The organism is Faecalibacterium sp. I4-3-84, assembly GCF_023347255.1.
Classification (GTDB): domain Bacteria; phylum Bacillota; class Clostridia; order Oscillospirales; family Ruminococcaceae; genus Faecalibacterium; species Faecalibacterium taiwanense.
In genome coordinates this window covers 1,474,038-1,486,517 of the sequence record NZ_CP094466.1, presented here as the reverse complement: position 1 = coordinate 1,486,517, position 12,480 = coordinate 1,474,038, and the positions used below count along the sequence as shown (strand labels likewise).

Genomic DNA, 12,480 nt, shown 5'->3' with positions numbered 1-12,480 from the left:
GTATGGAACTGAAATCATATCAGAAAAAGGTTATAGCGGACCTGACCCGCTATCTGGAACTGCTGAACGAAACAAAGAGTGACGCAGCGGCGTTTCGCCTGTTTTGGCAGGAAAAATCAGCCCCGACTTTAGGGCTATACCAAAACGTTATACCCGGTGTTCCAAACCTCTGCTTCAAGGTGCCGACAGGCGGCGGCAAGACCTTTATTGCCTGCAACGCCGTTCGCCCCATCTTTGACGCGCTCCCCGCTACCAAGACAAAGGCGGTCGTGTGGCTTGTTCCGTCGGACGCGATTTTGACGCAAACGGCAAAATCACTGAAGAACCCGCAGCACCCCTACCGTCAAAAAATCGACGTGGATTTCGGCGGGCGTGTGGAGGTCTACACCAAGCAGGAGCTTTTGAACGGTCAGAACTTCAACCCCACCGCCGTAACGGAGCAGTTGTCGGTTATGGTGCTGTCCTACGATTCGTTCCGTGGGCGCGGCAAGGAGGTCTTGAAAGCCTATCAGGAGAACAGCAACCTTGCCGAGTTTGCAAAGGTGCTGGGTAAGCCCGACAGCCCCATTGAAAAAGCGGATGAAACCGCACTGTTCCAGATCATCAACCAGCTTAACCCGCTTGTCATCGTGGACGAGAGCCACCATGCCCGGTCGGAATTGAGCCTTGAAATGCTGGAAAACTTCAATCCCTGCTTTGTGCTGGATTTGACCGCCACGCCGAAAAAGGAGAGCAATATCATCTCCTATGTGGACGCGGTGCAGCTGAAAAACGAACACATGGTAAAGCTGCCCGTGATCGTCTATAACCGGGACAGCCAATCCGAGGTACTGATTGACGCGATCGACCTGCGGAACAAACTGGAAGAAATCGCAAGCGCGGAGTACGCCAAGACGGGGAAATATATCCGCCCTATCGCGCTGTTTCAGGCACAGCCGAAAGGCAAGGAGGACGCGACCACCTTTGAAAAACTGCGGGACAAACTGGTGGACGCCGGGATTCCCGCCGAGCAAATTGCCATTCGTACCGCTGATGTGAACGAACTGAAAAATGTGGAGTTGATGTCCCTAAGCTGTCCGATTCGATACATTATCACGGTCAATGCGCTGAAAGAGGGCTGGGATTGCCCCTTTGCCTATATCCTTGCGTCTCTTGCCAATAAGACAAGTCAGGTTGACGTGGAGCAGATTTTAGGACGGATTCTCCGTCTGCCCCATACGAGCCAGCACACACAGAGCGCACTCAATATGTCCTATGTGCTGACTTCTTCCAACGACTTCAACAATACTGTGGCGCATATAGTCAAGGGCTTGAACAGCGCAGGATTCAGCGATAAGGACTATCGGATCGGTGAGTCCGCAAAACCGCAGGTTCCCGAACAGCCAGCAGAACAAATCACGCTGCCTGATCAACAAGGGTGTCCTGAAATGGAACCCCCTTTGGAAACCGCCGAGGACGATTTTTCGGGGCTGGATGGGAAATCTATCGGGGCAGAGTTGGAGCGGCGCAGAGAACAGGCACAAACGCCTGAAACTGCCCCGAAAGCCGACACCATGCTGGACGCTGCCGCAGAGGTCGAAAAGGCATATACAGACGCTATCCAACAGACAGACAATGACCCGATGATGGACAATCTTCCGTGGGAGGTGCGGGATAAAGTGAAATCATTCCAAGTAAACCCGCAGTTCCGGGAGGATATTGAAACGCTGCAAATCCCGCAGTTTTTCCTGAAAGTTGAGCAATCTTTGTTTACGGACGGTTCTTTTGAACTGCTGGACAAGGAAATGCTGGCAGAGGGCTTTACCCTCAAGGGCAAGGCATACGATATTGACTTTGCCGCCGCAGACGATGAAATCCGCGAAATCGACGTGCGGGAGCAGGACGGCGGTTTGCCAAAGGTGTTCAAGATGGAGAGCGCCGAACAGCGGTACTTCAAAGAGTGGTTCAACAATCTGCCGCCGGAATGCCGGGTACGTCAATGCAAGGAAATGATGTTCAATCAGCTTAACAAGCTGAACATGGTGGACGCCGCCGAACTGAAAGCCTACATAGACCGCATTGTGAACGATATGGATAAGGCGCAGCTTGCCGCTATGGAGAAAGCCCCGCTGGGCTATGCGGCAAAGATCCGCGCCAAAATTGAAACGCTACTGGAATCCCATTATCGAGAAAACTTTGAAAGGTGGCTGGAAACGGAGCGCATCGTCTGCAAGCCCTATTTCCGTCTGCGCCCCTCTATCCATCCTGCCACATATACCGACATATATGCCCGTTCTCTGTATGCAGCAGAGGACGGTGACATGAACAAACTGGAACAGAAGTTGATTGTAGAGTTGACCGCCCTGCCGAATGTCCGCTGGTGGCACAGAAATATTGCACGTCAAGACTTTGCAATTAACGGCTTTATCAAGCACTACCCCGATATTCTGATTATGACCCAGAGCGGCAAGCTCATCTGTGCGGAAACTAAGGGCGAACATCTGAAAAATGATGACAGCCGGGAGAAAATCGCACTCGGTCAAGCGTGGCGCACAGCAGCGGGCAAGGATTTCCGCTATTACATGGTATTTGAGAATGAGGAAAACCTCTTGCCGGGTGCGGTGAGCATGGGCCAGTTTATCGACACGGTTAAGGCATTGTAAATCAAATAACCATATATCCGTCACTTGCAGGGGGCGATAAAATCTACCCCCGATAAGAAGCAGTGCCGATTCGGGCAGCAGGAGCAATTCTGCTGCTCGTTTTCTTTTGTGTGACCCCCTGGCTCATGCGCCGCAGGGTAGTCATAAATAACAATCAGCAAGGAGGTTAATTGTCCAATGAAAAACAGTAAGCGAGGAGGTGCGCCGCCTATGAACCACATCGGGAATATCCGTATATCTGCAAGGGAGGGCTTATATGGCAAAGAAACTTGACCCTCAAGAGATAGAGCAGTCCCGCCGAAAAAAGACTCGCGCCGATAATCGGGAGGAACGCAAGGAGCGCATACATGACGGAATCCGCAAGAATCGGGAAAGCGGCGGTGTAATTATAATACCGCCACCCCCAGCCGTACAAGCGCAAGGGCAGACTCCCCGAAAAATGCGTGTTGCAGCTTATGTCCGTGTCAGCACACAGGAAGAACAGCAAGTAGGCAGTTTTGAGATGCAAATTGTCTATTTCAAATCCAAAATTGAGAGCAATCCCGATTGGGAGTTAGTAAAAATCTATCAAGATTACGGCGTAAGCGGCACTTCCACGAACAAGCGGCAGGGATTTAAGGACATGATTGATGACGCAAAAGCAGGCAAGATTGACCTAATTTTGACAAAGGGCATAAATCGCTTTGGTAGAAATACGGTTGATATTTTGAACAATTTGCGTACTCTGAACGCCTTGACTCCACCTGTCCCGGTGCGATTTGAAAGCGAAGGGCTGTCCTCTATCGGGGATGGCAGCAACAATCTACTGATAGCGGTCTTGTCAGCACTTGCAGAATTGGAATCACAGCAAAAGAGCGAAGCCATCAAAAACGGTATTCGCTGGCGCATGGCAGAGGGTATCTACCAATTCTCGGTGATAAACACGCTTGGCTACTATTGGGACCACTTCGGACGATTGCTGATCGAGCCAACAGAAGCAAAGATTGTTGAGTACATCTACGAAAGCTGTTTGGAAGGTGCAACCCCCGCAGAAATTGCCGCCGCGCTGACCGAGCAAGGCATCAAATCGCCTAAAGGGAAAGATTTTTGGCGGGCTGCTACTATTCGCGGTATTCTCCGGAACGAGAAATATTGCGGGGACGCACTCATGCAGAAAACTTGTACGATTGATTTTCGGGAGCATAAGTCAGTGAAAAACACTATGCTCAACAAGTATTTCAAAGAGGAACACCACACAGCAATCATAAAAAAATCCGATTGGCAGAAGGTGCAACAGATTTTAGATGAAAAGCCACTACCCGGCAAATCGGCAAGGCTACACGCTATGCCAAAGCGGTTCACGGTCACACGTTCTAAAGACAAGTATTTCAGAGGGTATATCATTTTAGACCCGCGCTGGACAGCTTCGGAACGCCGCGAACTGCTGAAAGAGCTGAAAAATCTCTAATACCGAAAGGAAAATCCATTATGAAATTTGATTTTAACGCACTGAACTTTGAGATCCTTGATGCGAACACCAACGCATACCCCGACATTTTCATTAACCAGAACGGTGTCACCTTTACGAAAAAGGTACTTGATGACCTGAACTATCCTGCTTTTGTCCTGTGCCAGCTTGACGCAAAAAACAAGGTTTTTGCGGTTCGTATGTGTAAGAGTAGTGAGCAGAGGGGCTACAAGTTCTCCAAGCCGAAGGGTGAGCAGAAGGCCACGGTCAGCATCACCAACAAGAATCTGGTTGACCCCATTCGTGCCGCTATGGAGGGCGTTTGGCAAAGCGATAAACGCTATCGTGTGCGTGGCTTTTGGGTCGCAGACGCAAAAACGATGTGTTTTGACCTCTCCGAGGGTGTGCAGGAGGATTATAGAAATGCCGCCAGCGATAATGAAAGCGAGGAATAAATCGGTGAACGGATTGTTCACCGTCTGAACTTCCGAATGACAGTGGGGCAAGCTCATTATGGGCTTGCCCCTTGCTTAAATAAAGGCGGGTATTTGCAGATTGTAACGCACAAGGGGCAGATAAGTGAAATGTAGGGTGGTAATATGGCAGAGAAAAATAAACGGCGCACAAGCGATAATATCCCCGATATTTGCCCCGAAGGACAACAAAAAAACAGGCGTGGGAGTTGTTAGCGTCCCACACCTGTTGGAAAACTGATTTGTAGCAGCGGCGTACCTATATCCCTCGTGTAAGTTTTCTCTACGCCATTTTTACGCCATTTTCGTATAGAGTAGCATAGGAAAACATGAAGTTATATATGGTTGGTTTGTTCCAAAATCCGCTTCAAATCAAGTAATATTCGTATTTATTGAGGATTATTGAGATATAAAATCAGGTAGCGGTCCTCCGATACCTAATTTCATTTTTATGATTTCTCCTTTTATGATGTAGATGATAAACAGCTATATTAAACGGCTATAAGTTGTTTTTACGAACTATTGGATTTGGAAAAGGTTGGATGAAACAGATTGGCTCACCCTTTACTCACCCTTTTTGCGCTTCCTGTGCCTTTGCGAACTGCGCTACACCCTCTTTCATGGAATCGTCTGTCACATGAACATAGCGGTTCATGGTGGTCGTGATGCTGGCATGACCCAGCAGCTTTTGCAGGACTTTGGGCTGCATTCCACTCTCAATGGCGCGGGTAGCGTATGTATGGCGTAGAGCGTGCATACAGAAACGCTTGATCCCTGCATCATCGCACAGCTTGTAGAGGTGGGTGTCGTAGGAGCTGTTCTTGGCAGGCATTCCGGTACGCCAGTTGATGAACACTAAGTCGCACATAACCAGCTTCCGCTTTTGACCAGTCTTACGATCCATAAAGGTCAGGACAGTGGACAGGTCTTTCGATTCCTTGCGGTATTCTCTGGTGTCATAGATTTCCCGCAGGATGTCGTAAGCGGTGTCGGTCAGAGGAATGGTGCGGTAGCTGGATTCCGTTTTCGGAGGGCCAGCACGCCACACGCCCTGCTTGTGACGATACTCCAAAGTTTTGTTGACGGTCAGAGTATGCTTTTCCCAATCAATAGCATCCCATGTCAGACCGATCATTTCACCAGTGCGTAAGCCTGTTTCTAGAATCAGCGCATACTGAGCGTAGTTATGGGAATGCTTGGCAGCATCCAAAAACTGTTTCTGCTCAGCTACGGTCAAAAAGTGGATATCATCAGGTGCACGAACGGGCTTTGTGTAGCGGACACCGTCCATTGGGTGTTTGGCAATGAGGTCGTTCTCTCTGGCGCTTTTGAAGAACGTACCCATTGTCATATAGGTCTGCCGGATGGTTGAACCGGCGTAGTCGTCCTCCATGGCGTTCAAAATCCGCTGACAGTCGATCTGCTTGACATCGCGCAGCAGCATAGAACCGATGAATGGCTGAATGTTGTGCTCGTATCGCTCCCGATAATTCCGAACAGTGTTCGGAGCACGGTTGCCAACGACATCCTTGACCCATTGATTGAACCATGCGTCCACCGTCATATTGGGCGATGCCACAGTCCGACCTTCAGGGTGTAAGCGTAGATAGAGCTGTTCCTGTCGCCAATTCTTGGCTTCTGGAAGGGTCTTGAAGCAGCGTTCCTCACGCTCACCGCGATAATTTCGGCAACGCGCATAGTACAAGCCGTCTTTTCGCTGACCAAGCCCTTTTCCGAGTTGTTTTCCTTTAAGATTTTTGCCCATGTTTGTGGCTCCTTTCGAGATAAAAAGAGCCCACACAACACATTTTATTGTATCATGCGGGCGTAGTTTATGCAAGCCCTTCAGCGGGCGTTATAGGGTATCAGATGGCGTATTGCTCGTTCAAAAACTCCTCAAACTTCTTCCGCTTGATGAGTTTCTTAGCCCCCACGAACACAACGAACTTGCACCCATCCTGCAAGGCAAGCTCGGAAATGCGGTTTTGCCCTACACCAAAATAGGCAGCAGCCTCTGGAATCGTCAACAGCCACTTTTCATTGAGCGGCACGAACGGGACGGACTTTTTGATGGATGTATCGGTGCTCGGAAAGGAAATCGGTTCCGAGTTGAGATCGGCTGCAAAATTGGAAGCAGCGGTGGACATGTTGATGTTGGTATGAGTGCTCATAGTGTTTTCCTCCTGAAATTAAAATTGAATGCGAAGCGGATTGCTTCATGATAAGCATATCTGCTTGAATTAGCGTACATTTTGCCTTATGGTGTGATAAGCGCTTGAAAGGAAATCTGAGCATCATCCTGTTGAATCAGTGAACTGAAATCCATGTTCGGGTAAGAAAAGGTTGCCGGGTGCACTTGTGCTGGTGGCCAAGAACAGTTATAATTACCATAATATGAGTTCATAGGAACGGATGTAAAAACGGCAGATCGAAGCAGCTGCATTTGCGGTGACTGACTTTGTTCTTGTGGAGCAGAAGATTCATCACGAAGATGCAGCGGTTCAATGGAAGGCTCCGAAGGCGAATCCGGCAGCAGAGGACAGGCGTTCTCCGTTACGGTTTCCGGTTTGCTGGGAGCGGCTTCTTCATCGTCACAGTCATCAAGAGCGTCCAACGGCAGAAGAAGGTCAATCTGCGCTGGGGGCAGGATCGGTTCTGTATCGGAAGGTACCGGAATCGCCAGCGGGCCATTGGCAGGAACGACATCCTCTGGTGACTTACTATGGACGACCAGTGGCTTGGTAGTTGGCGTATCAGAATCACCTACATAAACTGGGCCGGAGACCATGAACTCACCAACCTGAAGACTCTTTAGTATGGAAGTCAACTTGGTTCCACCTGACGAACTAATTAAACGGGCACACATACGAACCTCTTCATCAGCTGGCTGGAAACACATCATATACTTGCATTGCTGAAGCAAAGTCCGTTGTTCAGGCTTGAACACACGAATGCTCTGGGCAACCAGCAGTGCGTACAGACCTTGTTTGCGGCCCTCACAGAGGATTCGCCCCAATGCGTTGGAAGAGCGTAGCGTATAGTTGCTTAACTCGTCCAGATACAAAAAGGTAGGCGGAAAATCCTCGCAGGTGGCTTCTCGTAACAGTGCTGCAAAAAGCACCTCTTCAACGATGTGTTGCGTAGATAACGAAAACGAGCTCAAATCCAGCAAGGTGATGCCGGGAGAAAACTCTATGTCACCATCCTCAAAAAGCTTTTGTGCAAATAGGGGTGCCAAGGCGTTTTCCAAACCGGGCGCAGAGCGTGAATGAGAACTCTTGATCTCCTGATGCAGGTATTCCAGCACTTCATTCGGAGCCGGTGAAGCGCGAAGCGCCTCTTTTAAAAGAGGCCGCAATAGCTGTTCTTGTGCATTCGACAGAGCGATAACGGATGTGATAGTATCAACGAAAGATGCAGCCGCATCCGCTGGATTATCTGATGCCCCGAACAAATGCAGCTTGAGTGGCTTTTGAGATACGTCCTGACGATGTACATACGGTTCTAGTTCTACTGGAAAAGACACAGCGTGCCGATGATCTATGGCTACGATCCGAACACCTGCCTCTAGCAGTTTCCTTGTGATATTGGAGGAAAGGGTAGACTTTCCTACGCCGCTTTTTCCACAGATAAAAATGGAAGCGTTCCCTTCCTTGAGTTTTTCAACGATTGTAACGGCTTTTTGATAGGTAGAGCCTATTTTCAACTTCATGGTTCCGTTCCTCCTGCTTTAATCAGAATCTTCATATTCGGTTAAGCAACTGCACTTCAAAGTCAAGAGTCGAGCATCTACATAGGTTCCGCTGTTAATGCGAATCTTTTTGGCAGAGCTGAACTCAGAGAGCAGATGCTCACTTTGCAAACGCGAAATAACATCGGGTGCACTATATCCCGGTGCATACTCATGGAGCAGAGACTTCAGCAAAGACCCTTTCAGAAGGAAAGCATCCTTTTTTTGGACGATGTCCCGTTCAGGGTCATAGCTGGAATCGATCTCTTCATAGCGTATAAAACGAATATCACCGGCTTCGCTTGCCGAAAAGAGTGCCTTGTGTAAAATTTCCTTTGCGTTGCAATCCAGCGAGCTGTCCCACTCGGATAAGCAATTATTGATGTATGCCTGACAGACCTCGTGTGTTGTTTGCGCTGAATCCGGCTGCTTAAGGAGTTTTAATGCCCAGCAAAGAACAGCGGATGAAACGCTTAGAAGCGCGATTTCATTCCGAAAGGCGCATTCTTCATCCAAGGAACCTAAAGCAGTTGTGTAGGATCGCTCAACGATGCGCTCAAAGGCATCTGGGTTGTGCTCAACAAGGGTACACAGCTTGCTAACAATTTCTGCCAGAGGCAGCGCGGCTGTAGGGCTTTCCTCGTGAGGCAAGAACAGACAGTGCTTCTGCTGCAACTCAGTAATGCCGTTCGTAGATACGATAAGGCATAGCGGAAAACGAGGCTCTGTTTTAGTCCGCGTAATCAGCGTCGCAAAAATTCGTTTTTGAACGATAGTCGCCAACGGTAGCTGTGAGCATCGGATCGTCACCGTAGACTGGTAACAAAGCTGCGATACTGTACTGACCAAGCATCTGATCAAATTGCTTCGGCTTGTTGTCAACCGTTAACCTTATATGAAGAGGGAAATCGTTGCCAGATATTGCAAAAAGGTATTTACCACCATTGAACTTGTCCGACATTCGTGTCTTGAGAACCGCCAAAATCTTTATTAGGACTAAGGGGATGGAGGTGCTTAGCAACGGGTCAGAGCAACAATCCTCTTTATAAGAAGTATAAATCCAGCGGTCGTCCAGATGAAACCAACCAATAGGCGGTATCAAGGCGGTTTGTTCAGTATGGTTATAAAAACGATAAGCCCTCTGGAAAAGGAAAAAGCTACTATTCCAATGGCCAGCTTTGTTACGATGGAAAGTTTAAAAAAGGAAAGTACAATGGAAAAGGAACACTTTATAATGCAGATGGAAGCGTTCAATACAAAGGGAAATTCAAAGATGGCAATGCTGCCTGACTTATGCGCGCAACCTTTGAAAATGACAAATCAAATTTAAATAGAGGCGCTAACATGGCTATGAAGGTTATCAAATGCCCTGATTGTGGGCACGAGCTGGCACGAGTGATCCTTGGAGGCGGAACAAATCAGACAAAAAGCTGCGCTGGTTGCGGCTCTCGTTTCCGTATCATCAAAGATGCTCGTACTGGCAGCGTCAGAGTAGAGCGTGCATAACAAAAAATAAAAATGTGCAGGGTAGCAGAAACGCCGCCCTGCACATTTTTGTTAAGTAAAGGACTTGAGCACTTCTTTCAGTGCTTCACGCTGTTCAGGGGACAGACGGGCCAGAAGCTTCAAAAACTCCTGCTGTTCCTCCAAAGTAAGCCTGTTCTCCGGCTCAGAATGATTTTGGTGGTTCATAAAAGATACTTGCTCCTTTCGGCAAATCCTGTTCAGCTATCAGTTCGGCACGGATCTGACGCTTATATTTATAATAGGTATTCCGGGCAAGACCTGTGAGCTTCATGCATTTCTCTTTGTAGAAATCCATTGCGCTCTGCGGCAGAGAAGTCAGATTCCCTTCGTTGTCACATCCGGCCAGAAATCCCGGCCCGGCAAGAACATCGGCTCCATCCCACAGCGGACGATTGAGCGGCAGGCCAAGCAGCTTGCCTTCATCATTGCAGACCAGTGTGACCGCTGAACCGGTGTCACTCAATGTGATGCATTCGATCAGCCCGCCTACAAATTTCTGCATGGCTTCAAGGGTGTTGTCCAGCTCGATTTCCTTTGGCAGCTCCATTGGCAGGAGCGCAAGGACTTTGATTTTTTCTTCTTTCATCGTAAAATCTCCTTCTCCTTATGCTACGTTTAGCCTTGTAGCCTTATAGCAGTCAGCGCACATTCCCTCATGGGTGGCTGCAAACTCTGCCGCCTGCATGATGGAGCCATCCTTCAGCTTGACCCTCTTGATAGGCTGGTTGCACCGGGCACAGATGCAGGGCACAGGCGGCTGTTCCTGCTTCGGGCTAGCGGATCTCGGTTTCGGCTGCTTTTGCGGTTCTGCCTCCGGCTGCGGTGCAGCATCTTCCGGCAAATCCTCTCCGGCATAAACGTACAGGCCAAGGCCAAACATAGCAAGGTTCTTCACCAAGCACCGCATGATAGCTTTATTCACATCGAACATAGAGGCTGCTTCTACGGTACGCTCTTCCATGCCGATTTTTTCACGGCGGCGGGTCTGCGGATTGTAGTCCCATTTCGGGGTGGTGTAGGTATAAGGCACAGCTTTCATGGCTTTGTTTGCGCCATCCAGTACAGGCAGCCACATTTCGTGCGAAACGCCCTCAATCGTGACAGTGGTATACACCATGAAGCCGGTTATGGGGTCATAAACATAGGGCAGGCCGTTGAATTTCTTGACCTCATAGCTGGCAGCAGGATACAGCTTTTTCACCTCTGCCCAGGCATACGCCCAGCTTACATATTTCAGTTCTGTGTTGCCGGACTTTTTGACTTCCAGATGATCTTTGAAGTCGATAGCAAATAATTTTACGAATGGATTTTCCGTAGCCATAAGATAACCTCCAAGAAAAAAGGCGGCAGAGTATTTACTCCCTGCCGCCAATTACAAATGTTATGCCGCATGAACGATGGTAAACCTGCGGCTGCTTACATTTTTGCTGTATTGGTTGAAAATGTCTGGCTGCTCTTTCCGCAGGCGTTGGGAATCCACACGCTTGCTTTCGGAGGATACCCACGACACCTTATAACCCGGTGCTGTGCCATAGGCAGCATCCTGCATTTGCAGCTTGACCTGTTGCTCGATAGCCGTTTTCTCCTGTTCCATCTGCTCGATTTGGTCAGAAAGCTCCTGCCGCTTATCCAGAAGTCCATGCAAGGCACTCAGGTCAGCGGTCTTATCCCGGTCGTCCACCTCATACATCTGGTTGATCTGCTGGGTGTCACAATCGCAACCGTTGGGTGCAGGGGGAATCTGGGGCACAACATGGTTCGTCCAGAAAAGCTCTTCCTTATCAATGAGGTCAGAAAGCACCTGCTTATCTGTCACGATTTTGTGAATCACCAGCTCTCTGCCGAAAATCAGAGCCGCCACATACCAGCAGTCGAAACCGCTGACGGCTAAGTAGTGGTCAACCTGCGCCAGATAGTGAGCCGGGATTTTTCCATCTGCCCACTTGTCTGCGGAAAACGGTGAGACCGTTTTGCATTCCAGCCCGGCCTTCTGTCCAACGATCAGGCGGTCGAAGTCTGCCAGAAGCAGCGGATGTTCCTCGCTCTGATAGATAGCGTTTGCACGGCGCACCTTAAACCCTGTTTCTTCGGAGAACCGCTGTGCTACATAATCCTCCAAATCACGACCCTGCCGCATGGCCTCATTGTCGATATTCTCAATGGTATCGCTGATTTTATCGTGGTACACCTGAAATGCAGAGCGATAGGGATTCAGGCCAAGGATAGCCCCGGCATCCGTGCCGGTAATACCGCATTTGCGATAACGGAGCCAATCCTCTTTGGATAAATTCAATGTAGATGTATTTTGTTCAATTGTTGTTTTCCATTTCTTCAGCGATGCGGACGAGGACTTCCACCAAGACGGTGCCAACTTCTTTGACGATTTCGGACCAAAAGTTCATAAGGCTTTCTCCTTTCTGCGCAGCTGCGCATTAAAATACGATTTTAATAATGATAGTGATGGTGCGGAATAACAAAATGCTCACCTCCAAACATAAAAAAGCCCCTGAGTCTTTCGGCTCAGAGGTTTCGGATTCACGATTATTATATCTGGGTGAGTGGCTTAAAAAATAAAAATTTATAATAATTAAATTATTGACGCACAGGAACCGAAAGTTATAATACTATTCTTTTTTGGTGCTTGGTGCGGCATGAAGTGTA

The 12,480-nt window shown here is 48.8% G+C and carries 12 protein-coding genes; 4 read left to right on the top strand and 8 right to left on the bottom strand.

All coding sequences use genetic code 11. The annotated features are described in order from the left end of the window. The first annotated feature begins 2 nt into the window (after positions 1–2). From MTP41_RS07375 to MTP41_RS07365, 3 genes are all read left to right on the top strand, one after another. Positions 3–2,642, top strand: a complete 2,640-nt coding sequence (locus tag MTP41_RS07375; RefSeq protein ID WP_249236515.1) for a DEAD/DEAH box helicase — start codon at positions 3–5, stop codon at positions 2,640–2,642. A gap of 256 nt (positions 2,643–2,898) precedes the next feature. Next, on the top strand, positions 2,899–4,089 hold the full coding sequence (locus MTP41_RS07370; protein ID WP_009322890.1) for a recombinase family protein: 1,191 nt from the start codon (positions 2,899–2,901) through the stop codon (positions 4,087–4,089). A 20-nt stretch (positions 4,090–4,109) separates the two neighbouring features. Then, positions 4,110–4,544, top strand: coding sequence for a hypothetical protein (locus MTP41_RS07365; RefSeq protein WP_009322891.1), 435 nt, complete (start codon positions 4,110–4,112; stop codon positions 4,542–4,544). 586 nt (positions 4,545–5,130) lie between these two features. Here MTP41_RS07365 and MTP41_RS07360 read toward each other — a convergent pair. The 4 genes from MTP41_RS07360 to MTP41_RS07345 all read right to left on the bottom strand — a co-directional run bounded on the left by MTP41_RS07360 (position 5,131) and on the right by MTP41_RS07345 (position 9,075). Further along, complete coding sequence (locus tag MTP41_RS07360; protein WP_330221000.1) at positions 5,131–6,141, bottom strand: tyrosine-type recombinase/integrase; 1,011 nt, start codon at positions 6,139–6,141, stop codon at positions 5,131–5,133. 286 nt (positions 6,142–6,427) lie between these two features. Further along, positions 6,428–6,733 carry an excisionase gene (locus MTP41_RS07355; protein ID WP_249236513.1) on the bottom strand — a complete coding sequence of 102 codons (306 nt, stop codon included), beginning with the start codon at positions 6,731–6,733 and terminating at the stop codon, positions 6,428–6,430. A gap of 86 nt (positions 6,734–6,819) precedes the next feature. Beyond that, positions 6,820–8,274: a hypothetical protein gene (locus MTP41_RS07350; RefSeq protein ID WP_097777073.1), complete on the bottom strand. Its 1,455-nt coding sequence runs from the start codon at positions 8,272–8,274 to the stop codon at positions 6,820–6,822. Positions 8,275–8,292: 18 nt separating this feature from the next. Continuing rightward, complete coding sequence (locus MTP41_RS07345) at positions 8,293–9,075, bottom strand: hypothetical protein (RefSeq protein WP_143405485.1); 783 nt, start codon at positions 9,073–9,075, stop codon at positions 8,293–8,295. Positions 9,076–9,367: 292 nt separating this feature from the next. On the opposite strand from MTP41_RS07345, the gene MTP41_RS07340 reads away from it, so the two are divergent. Next, a complete protein-coding gene (locus MTP41_RS07340) occupies positions 9,368–9,622 on the top strand; it encodes a hypothetical protein (protein WP_242959181.1) in 255 nt (84 codons plus the stop codon). Between the two features lie 227 nt (positions 9,623–9,849). Here the strand turns inward: MTP41_RS07340 and MTP41_RS15580 are convergent, their stop codons facing one another. The 4 genes from MTP41_RS15580 to MTP41_RS07325 are packed head-to-tail and all read right to left on the bottom strand — an operon-like array spanning position 9,850 to position 12,112. Next, on the bottom strand, positions 9,850–9,984 hold the full coding sequence (locus tag MTP41_RS15580; protein ID WP_256466470.1) for a hypothetical protein: 135 nt from the start codon (positions 9,982–9,984) through the stop codon (positions 9,850–9,852). After that, complete coding sequence (locus tag MTP41_RS07335) at positions 9,962–10,405, bottom strand: DUF3846 domain-containing protein (protein ID WP_249236512.1); 444 nt, start codon at positions 10,403–10,405, stop codon at positions 9,962–9,964. Before MTP41_RS07335 ends, MTP41_RS15580 begins: the two co-directional genes overlap by 23 nt. 18 nt (positions 10,406–10,423) lie before the next feature. After that, positions 10,424–11,140: a Sak single strand annealing protein gene (locus MTP41_RS07330; protein WP_249236511.1), complete on the bottom strand. Its 717-nt coding sequence runs from the start codon at positions 11,138–11,140 to the stop codon at positions 10,424–10,426. 60 nt (positions 11,141–11,200) lie between these two features. After that, positions 11,201–12,112, bottom strand: coding sequence for a YqaJ viral recombinase family nuclease (locus MTP41_RS07325; RefSeq protein ID WP_249236510.1), 912 nt, complete (start codon positions 12,110–12,112; stop codon positions 11,201–11,203). Positions 12,113–12,480 lie beyond the last annotated feature (368 nt).

What these genes read in the sequence shown, in the direction of transcription:
- MTP41_RS07340 (WP_242959181.1), top strand. Translation starts at nt 9,368, where the DNA reads ATGAAACCAACCAATAGGCGGTATCAAGGCGGTTTGTTCAGTATGGTT.
- MTP41_RS15580 (WP_256466470.1), bottom strand. Translation starts at nt 9,984, where the DNA reads ATGAACCACCAAAATCATTCTGAGCCGGAGAACAGGCTTACTTTGGAG.
- MTP41_RS07370 (WP_009322890.1), top strand. Translation starts at nt 2,899, where the DNA reads ATGGCAAAGAAACTTGACCCTCAAGAGATAGAGCAGTCCCGCCGAAAA.
- MTP41_RS07375 (WP_249236515.1), top strand. Translation starts at nt 3, where the DNA reads ATGGAACTGAAATCATATCAGAAAAAGGTTATAGCGGACCTGACCCGC.
- MTP41_RS07350 (WP_097777073.1), bottom strand. Translation starts at nt 8,274, where the DNA reads ATGAAGTTGAAAATAGGCTCTACCTATCAAAAAGCCGTTACAATCGTT.
- MTP41_RS07330 (WP_249236511.1), bottom strand. Translation starts at nt 11,140, where the DNA reads ATGGCTACGGAAAATCCATTCGTAAAATTATTTGCTATCGACTTCAAA.
- MTP41_RS07335 (WP_249236512.1), bottom strand. Translation starts at nt 10,405, where the DNA reads ATGAAAGAAGAAAAAATCAAAGTCCTTGCGCTCCTGCCAATGGAGCTG.
- MTP41_RS07355 (WP_249236513.1), bottom strand. Translation starts at nt 6,733, where the DNA reads ATGAGCACTCATACCAACATCAACATGTCCACCGCTGCTTCCAATTTT.
- MTP41_RS07365 (WP_009322891.1), top strand. Translation starts at nt 4,110, where the DNA reads ATGAAATTTGATTTTAACGCACTGAACTTTGAGATCCTTGATGCGAAC.